Source organism: Paraburkholderia sp. MM5384-R2 (assembly GCF_014201025.1).
In the GTDB taxonomy this organism is placed as follows: domain Bacteria; phylum Pseudomonadota; class Gammaproteobacteria; order Burkholderiales; family Burkholderiaceae; genus Paraburkholderia; species Paraburkholderia tuberum.
Genome location: NZ_JACHDI010000013.1, coordinates 114324 through 140194 on the forward strand (window position 1 = coordinate 114324; position 25871 = coordinate 140194).

The following is a 25871-nucleotide window of genomic DNA, read 5'->3' on the forward strand; positions in this document are numbered from 1 at the left end:
TTTCTCCAATCGTTCTCCGCTCACCGTCCGCCATCATGCTTTCCGAGTTTTCGCTGATCGATCGTTTCTTTGCCCGCCGCGCCGCCGCCGTGCGGCCCGCCAATGCCGAAGGCGGCACGCTCGGCATCGGCGACGATTGCGCGTTGCTGGCGCCGCCTGCCGGCGAAATGCTGGCGATATCGACGGACATGCTGGTCGAAGGCCGTCATTTCCTCGCCGATATCGATCCCGAAGCGCTCGGTCACAAGGCGCTTGCCGTCAATCTGTCTGACCTCGCCGCAATGGGCGCGCAGCCGCGGGCGTTCACGCTGGCCTTCTCGCTGCCGAAAGCCGACGAAGCCTGGCTTTCCGGTTTCAGCGAAGGCCTGTTCGCGCTCGCCGAGCGCTACGGTTGCGAGCTGATCGGCGGCGATACGACGGGCGGGCCGCTCAATCTGTGCATTACGGTATTCGGCAGCGTGCCGCCACGAACAGCCTTGCGCCGCGATGCCGCGCAACCCGGCGACGACATCTGGATTTCCGGCACTCTCGGCGACGCGCGCGCCGGCCTCGGCGCGCAGCGCGGCGAATGGTCCGCCACCCCGAATGACGCCGCGACGTTCCGCCGGGCGCTCGAACGCCCCGAGCCGCGCATCGCGCTCGGCCTCGCGCTGCGCGGCATCGCACACGCGGCGCTCGACCTGTCGGACGGACTCGCGGGCGATCTGCGGCACATCCTCGAACGCTCGTCGGTGGGCGCGAGCGTCGACGTCGATGCGGTGCCGCGCTCGGCCGCGCTACGCCGCCTGCCGCCCGACGTCCAGCAGCGCTGCACGCTCGCCGGCGGCGACGACTACGAGCTGTGCTTCACCGCGCCCGCCGCCGCGCGCGCCGCGGTCGAGGCCGCCGCGCAGAAGGCCGCCGTGCCGGTCACCCGCATCGGTACAATAAGCGCACTGGAGGCGGCCACCGACCGCCCGGCCATCGCGTGGCGCAACGCCAGCGGCGCGCCGCTCACTCTGACCTTGCAAGGTTTCGATCACTTTCATGCAGAATGACCCCACGCTCGGCCCCGCCGACGACTTCCTCGGCGGCGAGCCGCCCCAGGCGCCCGGACCGCGCGCGCCGAAGCCTGCTCAGCCGCGCCGCGCGACCGCGCGCTTCATGCTGTCGCATCCAGTCCACCTTCTGTCGCTCGGCTTCGGCAGCGGGCTGTCGCCCGTCGCACCGGGCACGATCGGCACGCTGCTCGGGTGGGCCTCGTTCGCAGTGCTGAGTCGTTATCTGACAGTTATTGAATGGGGCGTGCTGATCGGCGTCGGCTTTCTCGGCGGCATCGCGTTGTGCGGCTTTACCGCGAAGCGGCTCGGCGTCGAGGATCCGTCGGCGGTCGTGTGGGACGAAATCGTCGCGATCTGGCTCGTGCTGCTGATGGTCACGCCTGCCACGCTCACCGGCCAGGTGTGGGCGTTCCTGATCTTCCGCTTCTTCGACATGGTGAAGCCGCCGCCGATCGGCTACTTCGACCGCCGGCTGAAAGGTGGCTTTGGCATCATGTTCGATGACCTGATCGCCGCATTTTTTACGTTGCTGGTGATTGCGCTGTGGCGGATGTCGGTTTGAGCGCTGCCTGTTCACCGTTCGAGTACCGTTCGACTCTTTTGGTCACCGCCCGGCCCCTGCCGTTCGCCGCGCCGCCCGGCCGGCTTCGTTTTCCGGATTGACTGACGCCATGCCTACCGATTCCGTCGTTCACCAGCTTGCGATCCGCGTGAGCAACCGTCTGCGCGACGAGCGCCTGATGCTCGTGACCGCCGAGTCCTGCACGGGCGGCATGGTCGCGACCGCGATCACCGACATCTCCGGCAGCAGCGGCTGGTTCGAACGCGGCTTCGTCACGTATTCGAACCAGGCGAAAAGCGAAATGATCGGTGTGCCGGCCGACCTGATCGAAAAGCACGGCGCGGTCAGCGAGCCGGTCGCACGAGCGATGGCCGAAGGCGCGCTGCGCAACAGCCGAGCGCAGGTGTCGCTGTCGATCACCGGCGTCGCCGGCCCCGGCGGCGGCACGGAAACCAAGCCGGTCGGCATGGTGTCGTTCAGTTGGAGCAACCGGCTGCACACGTCGGTGGAAACGAAGATTTTCAAGGGCGACCGCGACCAGATCCGCGTGCAGGCCGCGGCGCACGCGCTGCGCGGCCTGCTGGCGCTACTCGACGAACGCGAGCATTGAGCGGCGGCTAACTATCACCGAGGAGGCCGACAATGCAGGATTCGCGCGCGATCGCAGACGAACTGATCCGCCGCTTCGATCTGAAGCCCCATCCTGAAGGCGGCTTTTTTGCGGAGACCTACCGCTCGGCCGCGCATGTTCTGCGCGCCGGCGAACCGAGCGAGGTTGGGAACGCCCGTGCGGCGTCGACTGCGATCCATTACTTGCTGTGCGACGGCGCGCATTCGGCTTGGCATCGGATCCGTTCCGACGAAGTCTGGCATTTCTATGCCGGCGAGCCGCTGCTGGTCCGCGTGCTCGATGAAAACGATGCCGGCGGTGCGCTCGTCACGCACCGGCTCGGCAATCCGCTCACGCATCCCGATACGGTCTGTCAGGCCGTCGTGCCGGCCGGCTTGTGGTTCGCGGCCGAGTGCGCCGATCCGGCATCGTTCGCGCTGGTCGGCTGCACGGTCGCGCCGGGTTTCGAATTCAGCGAGTTCGAACTCGCGGAGGTGGACGCGCTGAAGGCGCGGCATCCGCGGCATGCGGGGTTGATCGGGCGGCTCGCACCGGCGCGCTGACGCGCCGCGCCGGCCGTCGCGGGATCGCCCGCCGCGGGATCGCCCGCCGCGGGATCGCCCGCCGCGGGATCGCCCGTCGCGGGATCGCCCGCCGCGGGATCGCCCGTCGGTTCAACGAAACGCGTTGATCCGGTCGCGCGTGTCCTTCGCGGCCTGCGCGGCCGCTTGCGCGAAATCGTCGCCCCTGCCCGCGTAGATGATCGCGCGCGAAGAGTTGATCAGCATGCCGGTGCCGTTCGCGGTCCGGCCGGCGCTCACGGTGGCCTGCACGTCGCCGCCTTGCGCGCCGATGCCCGGAATCAGCAACGGCATGTCGCCGACGATCCCCCGCACCACTTCGATTTCCTTCGGAAACGTCGCGCCGACCACGAGCCCAAGCCGGCCGCTCGCATTCCACTTCTGCGCGGCCAGTTGCGCGACGACCTGATACAACGGCCGACCGCTTGTCTCGAGAAACTGCAGATCCGAGCCACCCGCGTTCGACGTGCGACACAGCACGATCACGCCCTTGCCTGCGTGCTCGAGATACGGCTCGATCGAATCGAAACCCATGTACGGATTGACCGTCACCGCGTCGGCCTGGTAGCGCTCGAAGGCCTCGCGTGCGTATTGCTCGGCCGTGCTGCCGATATCGCCGCGCTTGGCGTCGAGAATCACCGGCAGGCCCGGATGGTTCGCGTGAATGTGGGCGATCAGCTGCTCGAGCTGCTCTTCTGCGCGATGCGCGGCGAAGTAGGCGATCTGCGGCTTGAACGACGACGCGTACGGCGCGGTCGCATCGACGATCGTGCGGCAGAACTCGAAGATCGCGTCGGCGCGGCCCGCGAGCGCACCCGGGAATTTGCTGGGCTCGGGATCGAGGCCAACGCACAGCAGCGAGTTCGTGCGCTGCCAGGCGTCGTTGAGTGTCTGGATGAAATTGGACATGGTGAGTCTCGCGGCGAGCCGGTAATCGGAGGAGGCGCGTATTTTACCTGTCCCACGAACGCCAACCGTCGATGGCGGTTACCGCACGGCCCGCGCCTCATTGGCGAAAGCAGCGCCAGGCGCCCGTTCGGACGCTCGCCGGCCGGCGGCCCGGCGGCTACGGCTACTACCTGCGCCGCGCGCCACGCCCGCCCGGCATCGAGCGCAGTCCAGTCCGCTCGACCGTGAAGCGGAACGTGCGCGTCAACCGCTCGCCGCGCTTGAGCAGCGTCATGCCGTTTTCGCTCGCGCCGCCCGCCAGGTTCATTGCATTGATCGGATGATCGACCGGTTCGAAGCAGAAGAAGTCTTCGCCGGGCGGCGTGTACAGCACGTAATAGTCGGTGTCGGCGGCGATGTTCAGCGACAGACGGCGCTTCGGCCACACCACTGCCGCCTGGCCGCTCCAGCCGGTGAACGCGTGATTGACGATCGTCTCCGGCAGCGGATACGCGACGCCGAACTGCCACGCGGGGGGCGCCGGCACGTGGCGCACCGGCAGCCAGTCGTCGCCCGAGAGCCACAGGCCGCCGGCCGCCGCCGACAGCTCGGTGTCCGCGTCGCGCACGAAGAACGGATGCACGCCGAGCCCGAACGGCAGCGTCTCGCGGCCAGCGTTTTCGATCTTGAGCGAGACGACCAGCGTCGGGCCGTCCAGCGTATAGGTTTGTGTCGCGCGGAACGCGTACGGCTTGCCGTCGCTGCGGTCGAGCGCGAGACGCACGTGCTCGCGGCCCGCGTCGAGCACCTGCCATTGCGCGAGCCAGCCGTCGCCGTGAATCGGCAGCGGCTCGTCGGCGCGGTTGCGCGGCACCTCGACGCGCCGCCCGGCCACGCTGAAATGGCCGCCGCCGATGCGGTTCGAGTACGGCAAGAGCGGATAGCAGGCCAGTTGGTTCGGTTGCGTATCGACACCGACGTGACTGCAGCGCCGGAAGATCGGCGTCAGCGCGCCGTCGTCGCGCCAGTCGAAGCGGGTCACGCCGCCGCCGAGCGTCGGCGCGACATCGAGACGCAACTGCGAGTTGGCGAGCGTGATGCACGCGACATCGCCGGCGCTGCCTTCGCCGAGGGCCACCGCCGACGTGCTCGGGCCCGCCAGCACGGGATTGGCGGCCGCGGCGAGTCGCGAGCGTCGCGTTTGAGAGGTTGGGGATGAGGCTGAAACGAGATTCGCAACAGTCATATCTGGCTCCATCGAGAGGCGTGGGACGTTGCCGTCAGGGTTGACGGGAGTGGCGGGCGATTTTTTGTGACCAATTCGCCTCGAGTCCGAACTGCATGCTGCCGATTCGTTGCCGGCCGGTCGCGGGCATATTGCTCGCGGACCGAAACTGCCACATCGACTTCTGCTTCACTTTCAGGATCGCGGCCCCGGCGTGCGGCCGGGGCTGCGTCATTCTGCGCTAGATAGGCGCGCCCTGGAACAGCGGCTCCGCAACACCGCGCCGCGCGAGCGTCGCGACGAACAGGTCGCCCGCGAGCGTGTCGGCCGCGCGCGCCGTCGCATCGAGCTCGGCGTAGGCGCTCGTGATGTACAGCGTGTCGAGCGCCGTCTCGCCCTGGGCGCTGCCCCTGGCCTGGCCGAGCGCGGCACCGCCGATCGCGACGCAGCTCGGCTGCGTGGTGGGCACGTCGATGCGCTCGGTTTCCACGCCATCGGGACCGTAACGCACCACGCGCGCGCCGCCCCATTGCGCGTTCCACAGGCCGCCGTCGCTGTCGACGGTCGAGCCGTCGGGGATGCCGTTCGCATCGGTCAGGCGAGTGAACAGGCGATCGTTCGCGATGCCGCCGTCCGCGCGATAGTCGCACGCGCGGATTTCACGCGTCGGCGAATCGCAGTAGTACATCGTCGCGCCGTCGGGACTGAATGCGATGCTGTTCGAAATCGCCGGCGCTGGCAACGGTAAACGTTCGAGCGACAGATCGTGATGCAACCGATAAAAACCGGCGACCGTCTGCCGTTGCCCGCTTTCGTCCTTGGTGCCGAACACGAAGCGCCCTTGCCGATCGCAGCGGCCGTCGTTGACGCGTGTATTCATGCCGGGCTCGACGTCGACGATGCGCTGTATGCTGCCTGTCTGCAGATCGAAAAACGCGAGGTGCGATGCGAGCCCGAGCAGCACGTAGCGCGGGTTTTCGCACAGTGCGAAGGTGGCGAGCCGCTCGGGCATGTCGAACGAATCGCTGCGGCCGTCGGCCGGATCGTAGCGCCACAGCCGCGCGCCTTCGATGTCGGTCCAGTAGAAGCGGGCGCTCCTCGCGCACCAGGTCGCGCCTTCGCCGAGCTCGCATTGCGCGTCGAGCAGCAGCGTGGCCCGCTCCACGCGCGGGCTGGCGCTCACGCCCAGCCTCCGTCGACGACGATGTCCTGCGCGGTGATCATGCGGCTGTCGTCGGCGGCGAGGAACAGCGCCATGCGCGCGAGGTCGGCCGGCATCAGCTCGGCGTCGATGCACTGGCCTTCCTTGATCTGGCGGCGGCCGTTGTCGTCGAGCCACAGGCGCAGCTGCTTGTCGGTCATCACCCAGCCCGGCACCAGCGTGTTGACGCGGATATCGAAGTGGCCGAGGTCGCGCGCGAGCCCGCGCGTCAACCCCTGCACCGCCGACTTCGACATCACGTACACCGGATAGCCGCCGTTCTTCAGCATCCAGCTGATCGAGCCGAGGTTGATGATCGAGCCGCTACGCGCGGCCTTCATGTCCTCCATCACGGCCTGCGCCGCGAAGAACTGATGGCGAATGTTCACGGCGATGCCCGCGTCGAACGACTCGCGCGTCACGTCGCCGATCTGATGGCGCTTGTCGTTCGCCGCGTTGTTGATGAGCACCTGGATCGGACCCAGCGCGGCCTTCACGTCGGCGATCGCTTTTTGCAGCGCGTCGACGTCGGTCAGATCGCAGGCCAGAAACAGCGGCTTGTGCTTCGAATCGCCGAGCTGGTCGGCGAGCGCTTCGCCCGCGCTCGCGTCGATATCGAAGAACGCGACGCGCGCGCCCTGCGCCGCGAAGTGCTCGACGAACGATGCGCCGATGCCGGTCGCGCCGCCCGTGATCAGCACCGTACGGTCGACGAGGCTCGGATAGCGCGCGTACGCGGTGTCAGCGAGGCTGGCGTTTGCATTGGCCGGAGACGACATCGTTCGATTCCTTTATGAGCTTGGATGTGCTTGGGATGGGGTGAAAGCGACTCAATCGCGCGAGCCGCGGTTCTTCAACTGGTCGAGCAACACGGCCGCGAGCAGGATCGCGCCGCGCACCAGGTACTGATAGAACGCGTCGATGTTCAGCAGGTTCATCACGTTCTCGACCGTACCCATGATCAGCACGCCGATCACGACGCCGGAGATGGTCGCGCGGCCGCCCAACAGCGACACGCCGCCGAGCACGCACGCGGAGATCACGTTCAGCTCGAAGCCTTCGGCGGCGTTCGGCTGACCCGACGTGATACGCGACGCGAGAATCACGCCGGCAAGCGCGGTGACGGCGCCCTGGATCAGAAAGATGTAGACGCGCGTGCGCTCCACGTTGATACCGGCGAGCCGCGACGCTTCCGGATTACCGCCGATCGCCAGCGTATTGCGGCCGTACACGGTCTGGTTCAGCATCACGCCGAACACGATGAAGCAGATCAGCGTGACCCAGATCGGCAGCGACACGCCGAAGAACGTCAGGCCGCCGAGCGCGATGAACGTATCCGACGACACGCCGACCGCCTGCCCATGCGACACGATGAAGCCGAGGCCACGGACGATTTCCATCGTCGCGAGCGTCGTGATCAGCGCGTTGATGCGCAGATAAGCGATCACCGCGCCGTTGACGAAGCCGATCATCGCGCCCGCCGCGACCGCCGCGATGATCGCGATGACCGTGCTGTTGGTCGCGTTGAGCACCATCGCGCACAGCACGCCGGCGAACGCGACGGTCGAGCCGACCGACAGGTCGAAGTCGCGCGACGCGAGACAGAACATCATCGTGCACGCGACCATGCCGATCTGCGAGATCGACAGCGCGAGGCCGAGCATGTTCTCGATCGAGAAGAAATGATCGACGGTCAGCGACATCGTGACGAACATCAGGATGAAGATCACGATCAGGCTGTATTCGGTGATCTGCTGCCACCATTTGGCCTTGTCGCCCGTCTGCGGAATCAGCGCGTCGGCCGCGCTCTTGGCGCCCTGCTGCGCGAGGTTTTCTCTGACTTGCATGTTCAATACTCCTCCCCGTTCCCCACGGGTTGCGGACTCACGTCCGGATAAGGTTCAGGCCGCGCGCGACGCGCTCCGGTTGGCGGCGTTGGCGTTCGCGTTTTCAGGCAGAGCGGTCGAGCTTTGCGGCAGCGCAAGGCTCAGCACCGACTGCTCGGTCGCGTCCTTGCGCGCGAGCTCGCCGGAAATGCGGCCCTGGCGCATCACGACGATCCGGTCGGACACGCCGAGCACTTCCGGCAATTCCGACGAAATCATCACGATCGCGCAGCCGCGCTCCGCGAGCTGATAGATCACGTTATAGATCTCGTGTTTCGCGCCGACGTCGATGCCGCGTGTCGGTTCGTCGAGAATCACGACTTTCAGATCGGGCTCGGCGAGCCAGCGCGACAGAATCGCCTTCTGCTGGTTGCCGCCCGACAGGAAGCGGATCTTCTGCCGGCGATGCGGCGTCTTGATCTTCAGCAGCTTGATGAAACGGTCGGCCGTCTGCGCCTCCTTCTTGCGATCGAGAAACACGCCCGCGCGCAAATAGTGACGGCGGCAGCTGATGTTGATGTTCTCCGCGACGCTCGCCATCGCGACGATGCCCTCTTCCTTGCGATCCTCGGGGCACAGCACGATGCCGTGTTTAATGGCCTCGCCCGCGCTGCGCACCTTGATCGGCTTGCCGTCGAGCATGAGTTCGCCGCCCTTGCGATGCTCGGCGCCGTACACCAGATGCATCAGCTCGCTGCGGCCCGCGCCGACGAGTCCGAAGAAGCCGACGATCTCGCCGCGCCGCACCTCGAAGCTCGCCGGCTGCGCGAGCGGATGACCTTCGATCGCCTTCGCCGCGAAACGCACTTCGCCGAGCGGCCGCGCCGAATAGCTATAGATGTCCGAAATTTCGCGCCCGACCATCTCGCTGACGATCGTGTCGCGCGACACGCCTTCGAGCGTCGGATGCGACGCGACCTTGCGGCCGTCGCGGAAGATCGTGCACGCGTCGCACAGCTCGTAGATCTCGTCCATGCGGTGCGAGATGTAGATCATCGCGCGGTTGTCGGCGCGCAGATCGCGCACCAGCTTGAACAGCACCTCGGTCTCGCGGTGCGACAGCGAGCTGGTCGGCTCGTCGAGCGCGATCACGCCCGCGTTGCGCATCAGCGCCTTGCAGATTTCGACCATCTGCCGCTGCGCGATCGACAGCTTGCGCAGCTTCGCGTTCGGATCGAGCGCGACGCCCATCGCTTCGAGCCGCTCGCGCACGAAGCGCTTCGCCTCGCGCTTGTTGACCCAGCCGAGCGCATTGGGCAGCTGGCCGAGCAGCAGATTTTCCGCGACCGTGAGGTCGGGCACGTACTGCAGTTCCTGGTGAATCACCGCGATGCCGGCACCGATCGACGCGGCCGCGCTCGGAAAGCGCACCTCGTTGCCGTCGATCATCATGCGGCCCGAATCGGGCTGATACTCGCCGCCGAGAATTTTCAGCAGCGTCGATTTTCCCGCGCCGTTTTCGCCCATCAGGCCGTGCACCTGGCCGACGTTGACGTCGAAGGACACACCGTCGAGCGCACGCACGCCTGGAAAAACCTTGCCGATATTGTCAAAACGTAGCGTCGCTGACACTTCGCCTCCTTGTCTACCGCAGATCTTCTCTCGCCGCCGGCGCGCCGTCTCCTGCGCCAGGCAGGGAAAGCGACGCGCCGGCGGTGTACTTCATACCACCGCAAGTCTTGCGATTACTTCGACGCGAGGCCCATCTTCTCGCGCACTTCGCCGACGTTGTCGCGCGTCGCCAGCATGCCGGTCGTCAGCGTCAGCAGCGGCGGCTCCTTGCCCTGCGTGATCCACGCGTACATCAGTTCCGAGGTTTCCTCGCCGTGACGCTTCGGGCTGATGATCACGGTGCCGTAGAAGCCCGTCGGCTGCGGCTTCTTGAACTCGTTCATCGCGGACTCCGAACCGCCGATGCCGATGCCGATCATGTTGTCGGCCTTGAAGCCACGGCCTTCCGCCGCGCGCACCGCGCCGAGCACGCCTTCGTCGTTCAGCGCGTAAGCGACCCAGTGCTTGAACTGCGGGTTCTTCGTCAGCGCGATGTTGGCGGCGTTGAACGCGTTTTCCGTGTCGGTCTTCGCCTGCGGCGCGGTGACGATGTTCGCTTTCGGGAAGCCCGCGGCGACCAGCGCGTCGGTCGCGCCGGTGGTGCGGTCATGCGCGGTCGGCAACTGCTCGTAGGTCACGTCGATCGCGCCGACGTCCTTCATGTCCCAGCCGCGTTTCTTGATTTCAGCCGCGATGCCGTCGCCGACCTGCTTGCCGATGTTATACGCCGAGATGCCCATGTGCGGCACCGCTTCGATCGGCTTGCCCGCGCCGTCGACGAGGCGGTCGTCGACCGTCATCATCTTCAGGCCGTCGGCCTTCGCCTTCGCGACGATGCCCGGCCCGAGCTTGACGTCGGGTGTGCAGATCACGAAGCCCTGCGCCTTTTGCGCGGCGAGGTTATCGATTGCGCTCATCACCTTCTCGCCCGACGGCGCGCCGATCTTCACGAGCGTGAAGCCCTTCTGCTTGGCGGCCATCTCGGCGAACTTCCATTCGTCCTGGAACCACGGCTCTTCCGGCTGCTTCACGAGGAAGCCGATCTTGACCGAATCGGCGGCCTGAACGACCGGTGCGTTGAAGAGCACACCCGCCGCCGCCGCTGCCAGCGTGAGGAAAATTCTGCGTTTCATAATGCGTGTCTCCTGACTAATTGATAACGAGAAGGTAATCGGCCGCGTCTTCTTGTACCGGTCTGACACACGCGGCCAGCGCGTCGTCCGGTGTTCTGTGCGTCTTTTGGCGACGCAAATTCAGTCGTGGTAAAGCACCGAGCGCCCGCCATCGACGGTGATGCAACTCGCGTTGATGAACGGCGCTTCGTCCGACGCGAGGAACACCGCGGTCATCGCCACCTCCTCCGGGCGGCCGATGCGCTTCATCGGCTGCAGATCGAGTGTCGCCTGCTGCGCGGCAGCCGGATCGGACTGCTCGTTCCACCAGTCGTGCGTCAGCTGCGTCTCGATGTAGCCCGGCGCGATCGCGTTCACGCGCACGTTGCGCGGCGCGTACTCGATGCCGAGCGCGCGCGTGAGGCCAATCACGCCGTGCTTCGCGACCGGGTACGGAAAGCAGCCCGGAATGATCTTGAACGCGTGCGTCGACGCGATGTTCACGATGCTGCCCGCGCCACGCTCGACCATGCTCGGCAGCACCGCGCGACAGCCGTTCCACACGCCGTCGAGATCGACCGCGAAGCAGCGCCGCCAGTCGGCGTCGGTCATCGTCAGCGGATCGCAGAACACGTTGATGCCCGCGTTGTTGACGAGGATGTCGAGCGCGCCGAACGCGCGTTCGCCTTCGCTGACCGCGTGCCGCACCGACGCCGGTTGCGTCACGTCGGTCTGCACCGCGAGCACGCGCGCGCCGGCGCCAACGTCTGCCTCGATCTGCGCGGCCGTACGCTGCGCCAGGTCGAGGTCGAGTTCCGCCAGCACGACCGCCGCGCCCTCGCGCGCGAACGCCAGCGCGATCGCCGCGCCTATGCCTCGTCCGGCGCCCGTCACGAGAGCGGCTTTGCCGGCGAGCCGGTTCATTTCTTCACGCCCGCGCGGGCGATCCGCAAACCGTTGATGAACGCCTTCGCATGCGACGCAGTCACCGCCGCGCTCTGGCCCGGCTTGTACAGCGCCGAGCCGAGGCCGAAACCGTTCGCGCCGGCGCTCAGGAACGGCCCCATGTTGTCCGGCGTGACGCCGCCGACCGGCACGAGCGGCACCTGCGCGGCGATCACCGCGCGCCATGCCTTGACGACCTGGCAGCCGAGCTGCTCGGCGGGGAACATCTTCAGCACGTCCGCGCCGTTCTTCAGCGCGATGAACGCCTCGGTCGGCGTCGCGACGCCGGGCGCGCAGGCGAGGCCCCGCGCCTTCGCGGCGATCACGACTTCCGGATCGCTGTGCGGCATCACGATGAGTTCGCCGCCCGCGGCCTTCACGTCGTCCACGAACTGCGGATGCAGCACCGTGCCCGCGCCGACGATCGCGTCGGCCGGCAGCACCTTGCGGATCGCCGAGATGCTGTCGAACGGCTGCGGCGAATTGAGCGGTACTTCGACGATGCGAAAACCGGCTTCGTACAGGGCCTGACCGTGATCGGCCGCGTCGGCGGGCGTGACGCCGCGCAGGATCGCGATCAGCGGACAGGCTTCGAACGCGGCGATCAGACCCGCGTGCGGCATGTACGGTGCGGGCAGATTGATGTGTGGTTGCATGTCGGTTCCTTGTTTCGTGAGCGTCGTAAAGGGCTCTGCCGCCGGTCAGCCTGCGCGCGCCGCCTGGGCGGACGGCCGGACCAGCCCCGCTTCGACGGCGACGCGCCACAGGCCGCGTTCGGTTGCATGCCTGACCGGCTCCGCGCGCAGACAGCCGAATTGCGCGAGCGCGAGGCGGTAGCGCTCGCACAGCGCTTCGTTGCCGATCAGCCGCAGACTCTGCTGCGCGAGCGAGCTGCCTTGCTGCGCGAGTACCGCTTCGAGGCCGGCGAGTTCGTGCCCGATCAGCAGGCCCGACAGATAGTCCGGCTGTGCCTCGCTCGACAGCGCGCCGGTCAAGCCGAGCGTGCGCGTGCTGAACACGGTCGCGAGCACGCCTGCCTGGCCCTTCGCGCGCGCGATGTTCACGCCGCGCAGAAATGCTTCGGTATCCGGGCGATCGGGCGTGATCATCGTGCGGCCGAGAATCGTGTGCTCGCGCAGCGCGGCGAACACCTCGCCGGTCATGAACGTATGAAAACGCTCGATGCGCTCCGCCTGCACGACCGCCCATTTCGCGTGCGTGCCGGGCAGGCCGATCAGCGAGCGGGCGTTGCTGTCGACCGAGTTCGCGTCGTGCGCGCCGTCCGCGTCCGCGCTGAGCGCGCCGAAAATTTGCGTCTCCTCGCCGCGCATCACGTTCGGCAGTTCACCGCGTTGCAGCACGCCCGGCACGATATGCAGCGTCGCACCGCGCGCGGTCTGCACGCGGACGACACCGGCCACCAGCGCATCGGCGTTCGCGGGTGTCTCGACATACGGCGCTTCGAGCCAGCCCTGCGCGCTGCCGACCATCCCCGCCGCGATCACCGGCACGCCGCGCGCATGGTCGAGCCATGCGCCGCAGGCGTCGTCGAACGCGGCGTCGAAGCCGCCCTCGGCCGCGCTACGCGGCAGATTCATGATGCCGGCCGTCGATGCGCGCGTCGCCAGCACGCGACCGTGCGCGTCGAACAGATAGGCGCGCAGCGACGTCGTGCCCCAGTCGAGCGCGATCAGCGCGGCGTGCGTGAAATCGACGGCGGCGGTATCGGCGGCGGCGGTCGCGTCCGGCTTCACGCCCGAGGTGGGCGCGGCGGGCGCCCGGTGGTTCGCCGGCGTGGCGGTGCCCGCTTGTTTCATCGCTTGATCCTGCGCGTGGCCGGTCGCGGTGCGCGCCAACCGAGTTCTTCCGAAATCGCGCGCGCCTCGCGCTGCACGACCGGAATCAGCTCGTCCATACGTTCGAGCGGCATATAGGAAATCGTGCTGGCCACCGACAACGCCGCGACGATCGCGCCCGACGCATCGCGCACCGGCGCCGCGACGCAACGGATCGCCGCTTCGTTCTCTTCGAGATCGAACGTGTAGCCGCCGGCCGCGTAGTTCGTCATGCGCTGCAGGAAGGTCGGCGCATCGGGGCGGTTGTCCGGCTTGAAGCTGACGCCTGCGAGCGCGCGGCGCGACGCGTCGAACAGCGACTGCCATGCGTCCGGCGCGAGGTCGAGCATCATCGCCTTGCCGATGCCGGTCGACGCGAGCGGCATCCGATGGCCGACCCGCGAGCGCATTTCGAGGCCGCGCGTGCCGGGGATCTTGTCGATGTACAGCACGTCGTCGCCGTCGCGCACGCCGAGGTGGATCGTGTCGCGCGTCTGCTCGGCCAGCGACTCGAGGTGCGCACGCGCGACGGCCGTCAGCGGCATCTGTTCGAGCGCGATCGTGCCGAGCTCGATCAGCTTCGGCCCGAGCAGATAGCCGCCCTGCACCTGGCGCAGATAGCGCGCCTGCACGAGGCTGCTGACGAGCCGGTGCGTGGTGCTGCGGGTCGTGCCGAGCGCGGCGCCGAAGCTGCGCAGATCGCGCACACCGGCCGCGGCCGCCTCGAGAATCGCAAGGCCGCGCAACAGCGTCTGCGTGCCGGCCTGCTGCGGCGTGATTTCCAGCAGCGTGACCGGCAGCCCGAGACCGTCGACGGTCGCCGCGCGCGCCACCGGGCGCGACGCCCTCGCGGTAGCGGACGCACTGGCGGCGACATTGGCGGTGACGGCTGAAGCCTCGCGCGGCGCGGAATTCAGCGCCGGATTCGCGGCGCTGTTCGGCCCGCCGTTCGAGCCCTGCGCGGCCTCGGCCGCGCTGGCGGCGGGAGTGGGCATCGCTTTGTTCATGGCGATTCGCCTTCGGATGGTTTCTGCGCTTAGCGCGCGGGGCCGGAGAACAGGGCGGGAACGGGTGCGGCGCCGCGCTCGCGCGGCTGCTGTGGTTGGCTGCCAGACATGGTCGGTCTCGTCTCCGGTTTTTTTCTGTCGCTGTTCGCTGTTTCGGCGCGCTGAGGCGCCGACTCGCGATGCATGTTGGCTTGGATTGTAGGGCGACTTTTGAGAATCACCAATATGTGAATGTTGAGTCCATATAGTGAGATTTTAGTGGGCGATCGAGTGTTTAGCGAACTGTCGCGGTCGCGGTCTGCTGACGCAAAAAAGCCCGCGCGAGGCGGGCTTCGAAGCAGGACAACGGGATCGAGGGCTCTTTCAATCCGGCAATTCAGCCGCGCCCATCCGCCGCGCAATCACGCGCGCGCGTTGCGAGAGATACGCCGAATTCCTGTGTTCATCGAAATACCTGGGGCGTGGCAGCATCACCGCGAGCCGCGCCGACTGCGCGGCCGTGAGCTTGCTCGCCGAGGTCTTGAAGTAGTATTGCGCGGCCGCCTCGGCGCCGTACACGCCGCTGCCCCATTCGACCGAGTTCAAATAGATCTCGAAGATGCGCTGCTTGTCCATCAGCGTTTCGAGCATCCACGTGATGATCAGCTCCTGGCCTTTGCGGATATAGCTTTTCTCGCGCGACAGAAACAGGTTGCGCGCAAGCTGCTGCGAGATCGTCGAGCCGCCGCGCACGATCCGGCCCTGCGCCTTGTTGCGCTCCCACGCCTGCAGGATCGCGTCGGTTTCGTAGCCTTTGTTGTTGACGAAGTTCGCGTCTTCGGACGCGATGATCGCGCGCTTCAGGTTGCGCGAAATCTGATCGTACGGCACCCACGTTCGCTGCACCGACAGATCCGGCCGGTCCTGCGACAGACGCCATGCGTCCGAGCGCATGAACGCAGTCGAGCGCGGATTGACGACGTTCCAGATTGCGATCTGCGCGAAGTAGTACGCCTGCGTCGCGAGCCAGGCGATGGCCACGACCGCGGTCAACCAGGCGAGCCAGCGCAGCGGGCCGGACTGGCCGCGCGAACCGCTGGCGCGCCGCGTCGCTGTCATGGTGCGTGCTATCCGCGTGCCGACGTCACGCGGGCGACGGCGCCGTCAGCAGCGCGCGCAATTCGGCGAGCACCGGCGCACTGTCCGGACGCACGCCGCGCCACACATGGAACGATTCGGCGGCCTGCTCGACCAGCATGCCGAGTCCGTCGGCGCCGCGCGCGCCGAGTTTCGCCGCGTGCTGCATGAAGATGGTCGGATGCGCGCCGTACATCATGTCGTAGGCGAGCGTGCCGTTGCCGAACGCGCGATCGTCGCACTCGGGCAGCGACGCATCGAGGCTGCCCGCGGTCGCGTTGACGATCACGTCGTACTGGCCCGCTTCGATCGCGCGGGCGCTGCCGCCGGTCAGACGGCAGTGCGCGCCGCTGGCAGCCTGCGCGAACTGGTCGACCAGCGCTTCGGCCTTCTGCGCCGTGCGATTGACGATCGTCAGCGTATGCGGTGCGCGCTCGAGCATCGGCAGCACGACACCGCGCGCGGCCCCGCCCGCGCCGAGCAGCAGGATGCGCGCGCCCTTCAGCGACACGCCGAGATTCACCTCGATGTCGCGCACGAGGCCGAAGCCATCAGTGTTGTCGCCGTAGATGCCGTCGGCGTCGACCCGCAGCGTGTTCACCGCGCCGGCCGCCGCCGCGCGCGGCGACAGCGTATTCGCGAATGCATGCGCGTCGAGCTTGAACGGCACCGTCACGTTCAGGCCGCGTCCGCCCGCTTCGATGAACGCGCACACGTGCGGCACGAACGCGTCGAGCGGCGCGAGCAGATGACCGTACTCGACCGGCTCGCCGGTTTGCGCGGCGAAGCGGCCGTGGATGAACGGCGACTTGCTATGCCCGACGGGGTTGCCGATGACCGCGTAGCGCTCGCGCGTTGGGTTGCCGCTCATCGTCCCGGCTCCGTGATGTGTTGGTCGTTGTCGGCGTTGTCGGCGTTGTCGGCGTTGTTCGCGGCGTCGTTGCCGTCGCCGGTCGCCGCGGATTCGTCTGCGCTGGGGTTGTCGTTGGGATTGCCGCCGTCGGCTTCGGCTTCCGCTTCCGCTTCGGCTTCGCTTTCGGCGCTGTCGTCGGATGCGTCGAGCAACGCTTCCTCGCTCTCGTCCTCGCCTTCTTCGGCTTCGGCGCCGCTCGTCACGGTCGGTGCATCGAGCACGTGCAACAGACGCACCGACGCTTCGATCGTCAGTTCATCGATCGACATGACTTCCATTTGCAAACGCGTGCCGCGCGCATGCACGCCGAGGCCCGGCACGTGCAACAGCAGCGGAATTTCCTCGAGACGCACGAGATCGCCCTTCACGACCGACGCGACCACCTGCTTGCGGTTTTCCTGCGTGAGCCAGCGCAGACACCAGAAGTACTCCATGCGACGCTGATGGTCGGCGTACGCGGTGTAGGTGTCGTCGAAGCCTTGCACGACCGCGAACAGATCGGCGTCCTTCGGCTTGAACGGCGCGGCGAGCTTGGCGGTCACGCCATGCTGCACGCACGCGATCAGCTGCCACTGATTCACGAGGTCGACGTAGCGGCGCAGCGGCGACGTGCTCCACGCGTACTGCGTGACGCCGAGCCCTTCGTGCGGCGCGGCATTGGTCTGCATGCGCGTGCGCTTCGGGCCGCTCGGCACGCCGAACGCGCGCTGCGTGCGATAGATGCCCGGCACGCCGTGATCGTGCAGGAACCCGCCCCACGACGAGTTCGCGAGAATCGCCAGCTCGGCGACGATCGTGTCGAGCGGCGAGCCGCGCCGGCGCGGCGTAATCGTGACGTGCTCGCCGTCGACGTAGAAATTGAAGTCGGTATTGCGCTGCACTTCGCGGCGCAGGCCGTAGCCGGCGCGCGCGGTCTGGCGCTTTTCGAACAGCGCTTGCGCGAACGGCCACAGCACGGCGATATCGTCCTTGTGGGGATACTCGCCGGTGCCCTCGGCGAGCGCCTTCTCGGTGACGATTTCGTCGAGCGTGTTGTGGCGCAGATTGTTCTTCACGAACACGCGCTCGGCGCGCGTTTCGCTCGCGACGATCTCCTGCGTCTCGCGATTGACGATCACGTACAGCGACAGCGCCGGCCGATACCCACCCTCGGCAAGCGTGAAGGTGTCGACGACGCTGTCGGGCAGCATCGTGATCTTGTCGCCGGGCATGTAGACCGTCGACAGACGCGCGCGCGCAATCGCATCGACGTCGTCGCCACGCTGGATGCCGAGCGCCGGCGCGGCGATGTGCACGCCGATGCGCACACGGCCGTCGCCCAGATGCTCGACCGAGAACGCGTCGTCGATTTCGGTCGTGGTGATGTCGTCGATCGAGAACGCCTCGACGTCCGCCTGCGGCAGATCGTCGGGCACGTTCGCGGCCGCGACGGACGGGAAGCCGGTGCCGTGCGGGAAGAACTCGGACAGGAACTTCGCTTCGTGCAGCGCGCGCGGCGACGCGATCGCGCCGCATTCGAGCATCAGCCGCGCCTGCGAGATGCCGCGCGCGGCCGCGGCGCCCTCGAGCGCCTTGTACTCGATCGTGTTCTTGTCGGGCTTCGTCAGGAGCGCGAGCCCCTTGCCGCCCGCGAACGCTTCAGGCAGACGGCCTGCCTTCAGCTCTTCCTCGTACTGCGCCTGCACGAGCGCCTGCTGACGCTTGCGCTCGAGGCCCGCGAGCGCCATCTTCAGTTGCTCCTGCGGCGCGCGCTGGTACATGCCGCGGCCCTTGCGGCGGAAGTACACCGGCGAGCCGTGCATGCGCAGCACCAGCGCCGCGCGCTCGATCGCGCCGAAGTTCGCGCCGAAGTACTCGGCGCCCAGCGTCGCGAACGGGAATTCATCGTCCGGCGCGCATTCCCACAGGAAGTCCAGATCGATCTCTTGCGCCAACGCGTCGGCCTGCTGCATCAGTTCGGCCGCGGTGGGCTTCTCGAATTCGATCAGCACATCCTTCGCGCGCACCTTCGCGCGCCGCCCGCCCGGCAACTCGACCTGAAACGCGTCGCCCTGGCGCGACAGCACGCTGCCGGCCTTGAAACTGCCCGATTCCTCGAAGAAAACGTTCACTCAATACTCTCGTTCTGACTTGCATCTGCCGTCGCGCCCGACGCCTTGCGGCGATCGATCACTGCATGCGCGGCACGGCAACCTGTTCGTGATAGTGAATCCGCGGCGCGCACTGCGCGTGCCAGCGGGTTGAATCTTGCGACCAGCGGTGGCGGTCGGTGGGTCTTTCTGACTGACGTCCTGGCAGGGTTCGATGCCACCGCCCTTGCGTGCCGTCAGGCCGCCGCGCGCGGCGCCGGCGGCTCGACATGTTCGGCGTCGCAAAAGGCCAGCACGTCGCCGAGATACTGCGCAAACTCGCTGATCGCGTGGTCGCTGCCCTCGATCAGCGTGGTGCGCGCGCCCGGATAGTGCGCGAGCATTTCGCGGTAGTCGAGCACTTCGTCGCCGGTGGCTGCCATCAAATAATAGCGTTCGGGCTGCGTGATCGACGCCACGCCGAGCGCGCGCAATTCATCCAGATGATGCGGCTCGACGACGATGCTGCCGCCACCGTGCCACAACGGCTGCTCGCCGAGATAGGCGCTCAGGTCGCGCTGCGGCACGACCGCCGGGTTCAGCAGCACGGCCGGCCAGCCGTGTTTCTCGGCCAGATGGGTGGCGAAGTAGCCGCCGAGCGAACTGCCGATCACGGTCACCTGCCGCGCATCGCCCTTGGCGCGTGCCTCGGCGACCAGCGATTCGGCGAGCGCCACGGTCTCGAACGGCGACACCGGCAGCATCGGGCAGCACCACTCGTCGGCGCGACCCAGCTCGGCGAGACGCGCCGCGAGCAGGCGCGCCTTGAACGAATTCGGCGACGAACGGAAACCGTGCAGATACAGAATCACGACGCGCCTCGCGTCGAAAGACCGTCGAGCAGTTTCTGATGCACGCCGCCGAAGCCGCCGTTGCTCATCACCAGAATCTGGTCGCCGGGGCGCGCCGCGTGGACCACCGCCTTCACGAGCGCGTCGAGGTTGTCGAACGCCTGCGCCTTGCCGTCGAGCGGCGCGAGCGCTTCGCCGAGGTTCCAGCCGAGCGCGTCGCGCCCGCCCGGCGCGCCGTAGCCGAATACGAGATCGGCGTCGGCGAGGCTCGCCGGCAGTTGCGCTTTCATCATGCCGAGCTTCATCGTGTTCGAGCGTGGTTCCAGCACCGCAAGGATTCGCGTGTTGTCGCGGCCGACCCGCGCGCGCAGGCCGGCCACCGTCGTCTCGATCGCGGTGGGGTGATGCGCGAAGTCGTCGTACACGGTCACACCCTCGACGCTGCCACGCACTTCCATGCGGCGCTTCACGTTGCGAAAGCCGGACAGCGACTTCGCGGCCTGCGCGGGCGGCACGCCGACATGGCGCGCGGCGGCGATCGCGGCGAGCGCGTTCAGGCGGTTATGCTCGCCCTGCACCTGCCAGTCGACCACGCCGACGCGCTCGCCGTTGTGATAGACGGCGAAGCGTTCGTCGACGGGCACGCCCTGCTCCGCCGCCTGGATCTCCCAGCCGCCCTGGACGCCGAAGCGCTCGACCTCGCTCCAGCAGCCGCGCGTCAGTACGCGCTCGAGCGCGTCCTCGCGGCCGTTCGTGACGACGCGGCCGAGGCGTGGCACCGTGCGGATCAGATGATGGAACTGCGTTTCGATCGCGGCGAGATCAGGGAAGATGTCGGCGTGATCGAATTCGAGATTGTTCAGCACCGCCGTTTTCGGGCGGTAATGGACGAACTTCGAGCGTTTGTCGAAGAATGCGGTGTCGTATTCGTCAGCTTCGATCACGAAGAAGCTCGAATCGGTGAGCCGCGCCGACACGCCGAAATTGAGCGGCACACCGCCGATCAGGAAGCCGGGGTTCAGGCCCGCGTCTTCGAGCAGCCAGGTCAGCATCGAGCTCGTGGTGGTCTTGCCGTGCGTGCCGGCCACGGCCAGCACCCATTTGCCGTTCAGCACGTGCTCGCCGAGCCACTGCGGACCGGACACGTACGGCAGGCCGCGGTCCAGAATCGCTTCCATCAGCGGGTTGCCGCGCGTGACCACGTTGCCGATCACGAATAGATCCGCGTTCAGGCCGTTCAGTTGGTCCGCGTCATAACCCTCGATCAGACCGATGCCTTGCGCCTCGAGCTGCGTGCTCATCGGCGGATAGACGCCGGCGTCGCAGCCGGTCACCGTGTGGCCCGCATTGCGCGCGAGCACCGCGAGACCGCCCATGAAGGTGCCGCAGATGCCGAGGATGTGGATATGCATAAGCCTGTCGTGCCGCGGGGGCATTTCTTGCGAGGGATGAGAGAGCCACAGGACGGTCGGAACGTCCGTCTGCAAAGGACGCCTATTGTAACCGACGCGACGCGCGCTGCCCCCTGCCGGCCACGCCCGGCGCCGCTCCGTGCGGGCCGCCGAACCGCGTCGCAGGCTCGATCGAGTATCATGCGAGGATGGTCCGCAAATCACATTTCGATCCGCAGCGCGTGCGCGAGGAAATCGCAATCGCGGCGGCACGCCTGATTGCCGAAGACGGCCTGGATTACGCCAGCGCGAAGCGCAAGGCGGCCCGGCAGGTCGTCGGCGAGACTCGCGTTGCCGGCGAATGGCTGCCGGACAACGATCAGATCGAAGAAGAAATCCGCGAATATCAGTCGCTGTTCCAGAGCGACAGCCAGCCGGCGCTGCTGCGGCGCCTGCGCATGATCGCGGTCGACTGGATGGAGCGGCTCGCGCCGTTCAATCCGTATCTGACGGGCGCGGTGCTCGGCGGTACGGCCGGCGAGCATTCGGATGTGCATCTGCAGGTGTTTTGCGACAACCCGAAGGAAGTCGCGATCTACATGCTCAATGCAAACATCCAGTACGACGTGTCGGAAACGCGCCACTTCGCGGGCCGCGGCTACGTGGAGACGCTGAGCTTTCTGTGGCGCCCCGCGGGCGAGCGCAACGCCGAGCCGGTCGGCATCCACGTCGCGCTGTACGAAACCGACGACCTGCGTGGCGCGGTACGCGCCGACGCGCGCGGCCGCACGGCGCGGGCCAATTTGCCGGCGGTGCAGGCGCTGCTCGACGGCGACGAAGTGCCGTCCTTCACCAATTGATCAGACAGAACGGAGCACGATGAACACGAGACGTATGCTGGCGGGCGCGGTCGTCGCGCTGATTGCCGCGGGCGGCGGCGTACTGGCCAATCACTGGCTCGATCGCGGTTCCGACGTCGCGTACGCGGCGCAGGCCGGAGCGCGGCCTGCCACCTCCGCGAGTCCCGTGCAGCAACTGTGGAGCGCGCCGGTCACGAGCGTCGACGGCAAACCGCAGTCGCTGAGCCTGCTCAAGGGCCACCCGATCGTCGTCAACTTCTGGGCGTCGTGGTGCGCTCCGTGCGTCGAGGAAATGCCGGCGCTGTCGCAGATCCAGCGCGAGTACGCGAAGAAAGGCATCCAGTTCGTCGGCCTCGGCGTCGACTCGGAAAAGAACATCCAGACCTTCCTGCAGAAGATCAAGGTCGCGTACCCCGTCTACGTGACCGGCTTCGGGGGCGCCGACCTCGCGCGCGCGTTCGGCAACAATGCGGGCGGTTTGCCGTTTACCGTCGTGATCGACGCAAAAGGCAACATCCGCTCGACAAAATTGGGCCAGATCGACCCGACGGCGCTGCGTCAGACGCTCGACGCGCTGTAAATTTCCCGATTTCCCACGCTACGCTTTTTGGCATGCGATTCCGTGCAGAACGAGCAAAAATACGCGGATAATTCCCGAATTTGAGTGAAGTTGGACCCAAGGCTGCGCCGCGGCCCGCGCCGGCCGTCGCCGCGTACGCGCGCGAAACTAGACAAGTTTCTCTAATCAGCGCTAAAGTGCGCGCAATTCCACGGAAAAAGAAGCGACCATGACGCGACTGCTGGTACTGCACGGACCCAACCTCAATCTTCTCGGCAGCCGGGAACCCGAGGTCTACGGTCGCGTGACCCTGCCGCAGATCGATCAGGCGCTCGCGGACCGCGCAGCCGACGCAGGCGTCGAGCTCGCGTCATTCCAGAGCAATCACGAAGGCGCGCTGGTCGACCGTATTCAGGCGGCCCGCACCGAGCAAACCGATTTCATCCTGATCAATCCCGCCGCGTACACACACACGAGCGTGGCCATTCGCGACGCACTGGCGGGGGTCGGCATCCCGTTCGTCGAGATTCATCTGTCGAACGTGCATCGCCGCGAACCGTTCCGGCATCACTCGTATTTCTCCGACCAGGCTGAGGGCGTCATTTGCGGCCTCGGCTGGAAGGGGTATCTGTACGCGCTCGAATTCGCGCTCGACCGGCTCGCGGCCGGGTCGTCGCGCGGCTGAATCCAAACACGTCCAATTTGAGCCGGCTACTGCGACTTTGCACACGCCGGCACACTACGCATTGAAAGGGGCAACCTGATGGATCTACGTAAACTCAAAACTCTGATCGACCTCGTCTCGGAGTCCGGTATTTCCGAACTCGAAGTGACCGAGGGCGAAGGCAAGGTCCGCATCGTCAAGAATGCGCCGCCGGTTTACGTCCAGCCGTCCGCCTCATACGCCGTACCGCAATTCGCACAACCGGCACCGTTCGGCGCTGTCGAAGCACCCGCAGCCCCCGCGGGCGCTCCGGCCACGCCGGCCGCCGCCGCGCCGCAGGGTCACGTCGTCACCTCGCCGATGGTCGGCACGTTCTACCGCGCGCCGTCGCCGGGCGCCGATCCGTTCGTGCAGGTCGGCGACACGGTCAAGGAAGGCCAGACCATCTGCATCATCGAAGCGATGAAGCTGCTCAACGAGATCGAGTCGGACAAGTCCGGCGTGGTCAAGGAAATACTCGTCGAAAACGGCCAGGCGGTCGAATACGGCCAACCGCTGTTCGTGGTCGGCTAACGCGGCACGCACTATTTGCCGCCCGCGCGCCGCTCGTCCCGAGGCGCGCGACCGATCCTCTGCGGCAGCCGGCGTCATGACCGACCCGGCGCCCATTGATGAGTCGAAAACCCGCTATGTTTGAAAAAATCCTCATTGCCAATCGTGGCGAGATCGCGCTTCGTATCCAGCGCGCCTGCCGCGAGCTCGGCGTCAAGACGGTCGTCGTCTATTCGGAAGCCGACAAGGAAGCCAAGTACGTGAAGCTCGCCGACGAGGCGGTCTGCATCGGCCCGGCACCGTCGAATCTGAGCTATCTGAACATGCCCGCGCTGATCAGCGCGGCCGAAGTCACCGACGCCGAAGCGATCCACCCCGGCTACGGCTTCCTGTCGGAGAACGCCGACTTCGCCGAGCGCGTCGAGCAGTCCGGCTTCACCTTCATCGGCCCGCGTCCGGAAACGATCCGCATGATGGGCGACAAGGTCACGGCCAAGCAGACCATGATCAAGACCGGCGTGCCTTGCGTGCCGGGTTCGGAAGGCGCGCTGCCGGACGATCCGAAGGAGGTCGTGAAGATCGCCCGCCAGATCGGTTATCCGGTCATCATCAAGGCGGCTGGCGGCGGCGGCGGCCGCGGCATGCGCGTGGTCCACACGGAAGCGGCGCTCGTCAACGCGGTCATCATGACCCGCGAAGAAGCCGGCCGCGCGTTCGGCAACCCGCAGGTCTACATGGAGAAATTCCTCGAGAACCCGCGGCACATCGAAATCCAGGTGCTGGCCGACTCGTTCAAGAACGCCGTGTGGCTCGGTGAGCGCGACTGCTCGATGCAACGCCGTCACCAGAAGGTGATCGAGGAAGCGCCGGCGCCGGGCATCGCGCGTCGCCTGATCGACCGTATCGGCGATCGTTGCGCGGACGCGTGCAAGAAGATGGGCTATCTCGGCGCGGGCACCTTCGAGTTCCTGTATGAAAACGGCGAGTTCTACTTCATCGAGATGAACACGCGCGTACAGGTCGAGCATCCGGTGACCGAACTGATCACCGGTGTCGACATCGTGCAGGAACAGATCCGCATCGCGGCCGGCGAGAAGCTCACGTTCCGTCAGCGCGACATCCAGTTCCGCGGCCATGCGATCGAATGCCGGATCAACGCCGAAGATCCGTTCAAGTTCACGCCGTCACCGGGACGCCTGACCTCGTGGCATATGCCGGGCGGTCCCGGCATCCGCGTCGATTCGCACGCCTACAATGGTTATTTCGTGCCGCCGCACTACGATTCGATGATCGGCAAGCTGATTGCTTACGGCGCCACGCGCGAACAGGCGATCATGCGGATGCGCATTGCGCTGTCGGAAATGGTGGTCGAAGGTATTCAGACCAACATCCCTCTGCACCGTGAGCTGATGCTCGACGCGAAGTTCGTTGAAGGCGGCACCAGCATCCACTACCTCGAAAACCGGCTGGCCGCGCGTCAGCAGGTCGCGGAAGAAGCGTAAGTCATGAGCTATCGGGAACTGGTTGCCGAACTGGCGCGCGAGCACGCGGAGGAGTTGTCCGACGCGCTGCTCGAGCTGGGCGCGTTGTCGGTGTCGGTCGAAGACGCCGACGCCGACACGCCCGACGAGCAGCCGCTGTTCGGCGAGCCCGGCCTCACGCCGGATCGCAGGGCATGGCAGCATTCGCGCGTGATCGCGCTGCTCGCGCCGGAACACGATCCGGCCGTGCTGCTGACCGCCGCGGCCAACGAGATCGGACTCGATGCCGCGCCGGCATATACCGTGCGCGAGGTCGAGGAGCAGGACTGGGTGCGGCTCACGCAGTCGCAGTTCGATCCGATCCAGATCGGCGAGCGCATCTGGGTCGTGCCGTCGTGGCACGATGCACCGGACCCCGACGCGCTCGTGCTCGAACTCGATCCGGGCCTCGCGTTCGGCACCGGCAGCCACCCCACCACGCGTCTGTGCATGGAGTGGATCGAGCAGTCGATCAAGCCCGGCCAGTCCGTGCTCGACTACGGCTGCGGCTCGGGCATCCTCGCGATTCTCGCGAAGAAGTGCGGCGCCGATCCGGTGATCGGCATCGATATCGATCCGCAGGCGGTCGAATCGGCGCGTCACAATAGCGAACGCAATCACGCCGAAGTCACCTATGGCCTGCCCGACGCCTGTCCGGCCGGCGAATTCGACGTCGTGGTCGCGAACATCCTGTCGAATCCGCTCAAGCTGATGGCGTCGATGCTGTCGTCGAAGGTGAAGCCGGGCGGCCACATCGCGCTGTCGGGCATTCTCGCCCGCCAGGCCGAGGAGGTCGCGCAGGTCTACGCGCGCTGGATCGATATCAGCGTGTGGCGCGAACATGAAGGTTGGGTGTGCCTCGCCGGAACGCGCCGCGAAAGCAATTAGAATAAGGCGTATTGTCAACCTAACGGCCTCAGGCTTAACGGCTCG

Annotated in this window: 26 protein-coding genes; 10 read left to right on the forward strand and 16 right to left on the reverse strand. The window is 66.8% G+C overall.

The window, feature by feature from the left end; genetic code table 11:
- Window positions 1-35 precede the first annotated feature (35 nt).
- From thiL to HDG37_RS21035, 4 genes are all read left to right on the forward strand, one after another.
- Window positions 36-1037, forward strand: a complete 1002-nt coding sequence (gene thiL, locus HDG37_RS21020) for a thiamine-phosphate kinase (RefSeq protein ID WP_184050951.1) — start codon at window positions 36-38, stop codon at window positions 1035-1037.
- On the forward strand, window positions 1027-1602 hold the full coding sequence (locus HDG37_RS21025; RefSeq protein ID WP_184050953.1) for a phosphatidylglycerophosphatase A: 576 nt from the start codon (window positions 1027-1029) through the stop codon (window positions 1600-1602). Before thiL ends, HDG37_RS21025 begins: the two co-directional genes overlap by 11 nt.
- A gap of 109 nt (window positions 1603-1711) precedes the next feature.
- Complete coding sequence (locus tag HDG37_RS21030) at window positions 1712-2212, forward strand: CinA family protein (RefSeq protein ID WP_184022908.1); 501 nt, start codon at window positions 1712-1714, stop codon at window positions 2210-2212.
- A 32-nt stretch (window positions 2213-2244) separates the two neighbouring features.
- On the forward strand, window positions 2245-2775 hold the full coding sequence (locus HDG37_RS21035; RefSeq protein WP_184050955.1) for a cupin domain-containing protein: 531 nt from the start codon (window positions 2245-2247) through the stop codon (window positions 2773-2775).
- A gap of 111 nt (window positions 2776-2886) precedes the next feature.
- Here HDG37_RS21035 and pyrF read toward each other — a convergent pair whose 3' ends face one another.
- From pyrF to mpl, 16 genes are all read right to left on the reverse strand, one after another.
- Window positions 2887-3702 carry an orotidine-5'-phosphate decarboxylase gene (gene pyrF, locus HDG37_RS21040; RefSeq protein ID WP_184050957.1) on the reverse strand — a complete coding sequence of 272 codons (816 nt, stop codon included), beginning with the start codon at window positions 3700-3702 and terminating at the stop codon, window positions 2887-2889.
- Window positions 3703-3868: 166 nt separating this feature from the next.
- Window positions 3869-4927, reverse strand: a complete 1059-nt coding sequence (locus HDG37_RS21045; protein WP_184050959.1) for an aldose 1-epimerase — start codon at window positions 4925-4927, stop codon at window positions 3869-3871.
- A 220-nt stretch (window positions 4928-5147) separates the two neighbouring features.
- Window positions 5148-6089, reverse strand: coding sequence for an SMP-30/gluconolactonase/LRE family protein (locus HDG37_RS21050; protein WP_184050961.1), 942 nt, complete (start codon window positions 6087-6089; stop codon window positions 5148-5150).
- Window positions 6086-6886: an SDR family NAD(P)-dependent oxidoreductase gene (locus HDG37_RS21055; protein WP_184050963.1), complete on the reverse strand. Its 801-nt coding sequence runs from the start codon at window positions 6884-6886 to the stop codon at window positions 6086-6088. The genes HDG37_RS21050 and HDG37_RS21055 overlap by 4 nt, the downstream gene beginning before the upstream one ends.
- A gap of 51 nt (window positions 6887-6937) precedes the next feature.
- Entirely contained in the window at window positions 6938-7954 is a 1017-nt protein-coding gene (gene araH / locus HDG37_RS21060; protein ID WP_184050965.1) for an L-arabinose ABC transporter permease AraH, read from the reverse strand.
- A gap of 54 nt (window positions 7955-8008) precedes the next feature.
- Window positions 8009-9565: an L-arabinose ABC transporter ATP-binding protein AraG gene (gene araG, locus HDG37_RS21065; RefSeq protein WP_184050967.1), complete on the reverse strand. Its 1557-nt coding sequence runs from the start codon at window positions 9563-9565 to the stop codon at window positions 8009-8011.
- Window positions 9566-9678: 113 nt separating this feature from the next.
- Window positions 9679-10677 carry an arabinose ABC transporter substrate-binding protein gene (locus HDG37_RS21070; RefSeq protein WP_184050969.1) on the reverse strand — a complete coding sequence of 333 codons (999 nt, stop codon included), beginning with the start codon at window positions 10675-10677 and terminating at the stop codon, window positions 9679-9681.
- Window positions 10678-10797: 120 nt separating this feature from the next.
- The gene (locus HDG37_RS21075; RefSeq protein ID WP_184050971.1) at window positions 10798-11580 is read right to left on the reverse strand and encodes an SDR family oxidoreductase; all 783 of its coding nucleotides are present in this window, start codon (window positions 11578-11580) and stop codon (window positions 10798-10800) included.
- Window positions 11577-12257, reverse strand: a complete 681-nt coding sequence (locus tag HDG37_RS21080; protein ID WP_184050973.1) for a 2-dehydro-3-deoxy-6-phosphogalactonate aldolase — start codon at window positions 12255-12257, stop codon at window positions 11577-11579. Before HDG37_RS21080 ends, HDG37_RS21075 begins: the two co-directional genes overlap by 4 nt.
- Before the next feature lie 45 nt (window positions 12258-12302).
- A complete protein-coding gene (locus tag HDG37_RS21085; RefSeq protein ID WP_184050975.1) occupies window positions 12303-13418 on the reverse strand; it encodes a 2-dehydro-3-deoxygalactonokinase in 1116 nt (371 codons plus the stop codon).
- Entirely contained in the window at window positions 13415-14443 is a 1029-nt protein-coding gene (locus tag HDG37_RS21090; protein ID WP_184050977.1) for an IclR family transcriptional regulator, read from the reverse strand. The genes HDG37_RS21085 and HDG37_RS21090 overlap by 4 nt, the downstream gene beginning before the upstream one ends.
- 363 nt (window positions 14444-14806) lie before the next feature.
- Window positions 14807-15541 carry a monofunctional biosynthetic peptidoglycan transglycosylase gene (mtgA, locus tag HDG37_RS21095; protein ID WP_184050979.1) on the reverse strand — a complete coding sequence of 245 codons (735 nt, stop codon included), beginning with the start codon at window positions 15539-15541 and terminating at the stop codon, window positions 14807-14809.
- A gap of 25 nt (window positions 15542-15566) precedes the next feature.
- Window positions 15567-16430: a shikimate dehydrogenase gene (gene aroE, locus HDG37_RS21100; RefSeq protein WP_184050981.1), complete on the reverse strand. Its 864-nt coding sequence runs from the start codon at window positions 16428-16430 to the stop codon at window positions 15567-15569.
- Window positions 16427-18583, reverse strand: coding sequence for a ribonuclease catalytic domain-containing protein (locus HDG37_RS21105; protein WP_184050983.1), 2157 nt, complete (start codon window positions 18581-18583; stop codon window positions 16427-16429). The genes aroE and HDG37_RS21105 overlap by 4 nt, the downstream gene beginning before the upstream one ends.
- A gap of 215 nt (window positions 18584-18798) precedes the next feature.
- The gene (locus tag HDG37_RS21110) at window positions 18799-19413 is read right to left on the reverse strand and encodes a YqiA/YcfP family alpha/beta fold hydrolase (RefSeq protein WP_184050985.1); all 615 of its coding nucleotides are present in this window, start codon (window positions 19411-19413) and stop codon (window positions 18799-18801) included.
- Window positions 19410-20804 carry a UDP-N-acetylmuramate:L-alanyl-gamma-D-glutamyl-meso-diaminopimelate ligase gene (mpl, locus tag HDG37_RS21115; RefSeq protein ID WP_184050987.1) on the reverse strand — a complete coding sequence of 465 codons (1395 nt, stop codon included), beginning with the start codon at window positions 20802-20804 and terminating at the stop codon, window positions 19410-19412. The genes HDG37_RS21110 and mpl overlap by 4 nt, the downstream gene beginning before the upstream one ends.
- Window positions 20805-20992: 188 nt before the next feature.
- Between mpl and HDG37_RS21120 the strand changes: the two genes are divergently transcribed.
- From HDG37_RS21120 to prmA, 6 genes are all read left to right on the forward strand, one after another.
- Entirely contained in the window at window positions 20993-21643 is a 651-nt protein-coding gene (locus tag HDG37_RS21120) for a UDP-N-acetylmuramate--alanine ligase (protein WP_090801898.1), read from the forward strand.
- Window positions 21644-21662: 19 nt separating this feature from the next.
- Complete coding sequence (locus HDG37_RS21125) at window positions 21663-22223, forward strand: TlpA disulfide reductase family protein (RefSeq protein ID WP_184050989.1); 561 nt, start codon at window positions 21663-21665, stop codon at window positions 22221-22223.
- A 208-nt stretch (window positions 22224-22431) separates the two neighbouring features.
- Window positions 22432-22887 (forward strand): type II 3-dehydroquinate dehydratase, encoded by a 456-nt coding sequence (gene aroQ, locus HDG37_RS21130; protein ID WP_090801901.1) that lies wholly within the window; start codon window positions 22432-22434, stop codon window positions 22885-22887.
- A gap of 78 nt (window positions 22888-22965) precedes the next feature.
- The gene (gene accB, locus HDG37_RS21135) at window positions 22966-23439 is read left to right on the forward strand and encodes an acetyl-CoA carboxylase biotin carboxyl carrier protein (RefSeq protein ID WP_090801903.1); all 474 of its coding nucleotides are present in this window, start codon (window positions 22966-22968) and stop codon (window positions 23437-23439) included.
- A 116-nt stretch (window positions 23440-23555) separates the two neighbouring features.
- Entirely contained in the window at window positions 23556-24920 is a 1365-nt protein-coding gene (gene accC, locus HDG37_RS21140; protein WP_184050991.1) for an acetyl-CoA carboxylase biotin carboxylase subunit, read from the forward strand.
- A 3-nt stretch (window positions 24921-24923) separates the two neighbouring features.
- The gene (gene prmA / locus HDG37_RS21145) at window positions 24924-25826 is read left to right on the forward strand and encodes a 50S ribosomal protein L11 methyltransferase (protein ID WP_184050993.1); all 903 of its coding nucleotides are present in this window, start codon (window positions 24924-24926) and stop codon (window positions 25824-25826) included.
- Window positions 25827-25871 lie beyond the last annotated feature (45 nt).

What these genes read in the sequence shown, in the direction of transcription:
- HDG37_RS21090 (WP_184050977.1), bottom strand. Translation starts at nt 14,443, where the DNA reads ATGAACAAAGCGATGCCCACTCCCGCCGCCAGCGCGGCCGAGGCCGCG.
- pyrF (WP_184050957.1), bottom strand. Translation starts at nt 3,702, where the DNA reads ATGTCCAATTTCATCCAGACACTCAACGACGCCTGGCAGCGCACGAAC.
- HDG37_RS21045 (WP_184050959.1), bottom strand. Translation starts at nt 4,927, where the DNA reads ATGACTGTTGCGAATCTCGTTTCAGCCTCATCCCCAACCTCTCAAACG.
- HDG37_RS21025 (WP_184050953.1), top strand. Translation starts at nt 1,027, where the DNA reads ATGCAGAATGACCCCACGCTCGGCCCCGCCGACGACTTCCTCGGCGGC.
- HDG37_RS21125 (WP_184050989.1), top strand. Translation starts at nt 21,663, where the DNA reads ATGAACACGAGACGTATGCTGGCGGGCGCGGTCGTCGCGCTGATTGCC.
- HDG37_RS21035 (WP_184050955.1), top strand. Translation starts at nt 2,245, where the DNA reads ATGCAGGATTCGCGCGCGATCGCAGACGAACTGATCCGCCGCTTCGAT.
- prmA (WP_184050993.1), top strand. Translation starts at nt 24,924, where the DNA reads ATGAGCTATCGGGAACTGGTTGCCGAACTGGCGCGCGAGCACGCGGAG.
- mpl (WP_184050987.1), bottom strand. Translation starts at nt 20,804, where the DNA reads ATGCATATCCACATCCTCGGCATCTGCGGCACCTTCATGGGCGGTCTC.
- HDG37_RS21085 (WP_184050975.1), bottom strand. Translation starts at nt 13,418, where the DNA reads ATGAAACAAGCGGGCACCGCCACGCCGGCGAACCACCGGGCGCCCGCC.
- aroQ (WP_090801901.1), top strand. Translation starts at nt 22,432, where the DNA reads ATGACGCGACTGCTGGTACTGCACGGACCCAACCTCAATCTTCTCGGC.
- araH (WP_184050965.1), bottom strand. Translation starts at nt 7,954, where the DNA reads ATGCAAGTCAGAGAAAACCTCGCGCAGCAGGGCGCCAAGAGCGCGGCC.
- HDG37_RS21030 (WP_184022908.1), top strand. Translation starts at nt 1,712, where the DNA reads ATGCCTACCGATTCCGTCGTTCACCAGCTTGCGATCCGCGTGAGCAAC.
- HDG37_RS21120 (WP_090801898.1), top strand. Translation starts at nt 20,993, where the DNA reads ATGGTCCGCAAATCACATTTCGATCCGCAGCGCGTGCGCGAGGAAATC.
- HDG37_RS21070 (WP_184050969.1), bottom strand. Translation starts at nt 10,677, where the DNA reads ATGAAACGCAGAATTTTCCTCACGCTGGCAGCGGCGGCGGCGGGTGTG.
- aroE (WP_184050981.1), bottom strand. Translation starts at nt 16,430, where the DNA reads ATGAGCGGCAACCCAACGCGCGAGCGCTACGCGGTCATCGGCAACCCC.
- mtgA (WP_184050979.1), bottom strand. Translation starts at nt 15,541, where the DNA reads ATGACAGCGACGCGGCGCGCCAGCGGTTCGCGCGGCCAGTCCGGCCCG.
- HDG37_RS21055 (WP_184050963.1), bottom strand. Translation starts at nt 6,886, where the DNA reads ATGTCGTCTCCGGCCAATGCAAACGCCAGCCTCGCTGACACCGCGTAC.
- HDG37_RS21075 (WP_184050971.1), bottom strand. Translation starts at nt 11,580, where the DNA reads ATGAACCGGCTCGCCGGCAAAGCCGCTCTCGTGACGGGCGCCGGACGA.
- accC (WP_184050991.1), top strand. Translation starts at nt 23,556, where the DNA reads ATGTTTGAAAAAATCCTCATTGCCAATCGTGGCGAGATCGCGCTTCGT.
- HDG37_RS21080 (WP_184050973.1), bottom strand. Translation starts at nt 12,257, where the DNA reads ATGCAACCACACATCAATCTGCCCGCACCGTACATGCCGCACGCGGGT.
- thiL (WP_184050951.1), top strand. Translation starts at nt 36, where the DNA reads ATGCTTTCCGAGTTTTCGCTGATCGATCGTTTCTTTGCCCGCCGCGCC.
- accB (WP_090801903.1), top strand. Translation starts at nt 22,966, where the DNA reads ATGGATCTACGTAAACTCAAAACTCTGATCGACCTCGTCTCGGAGTCC.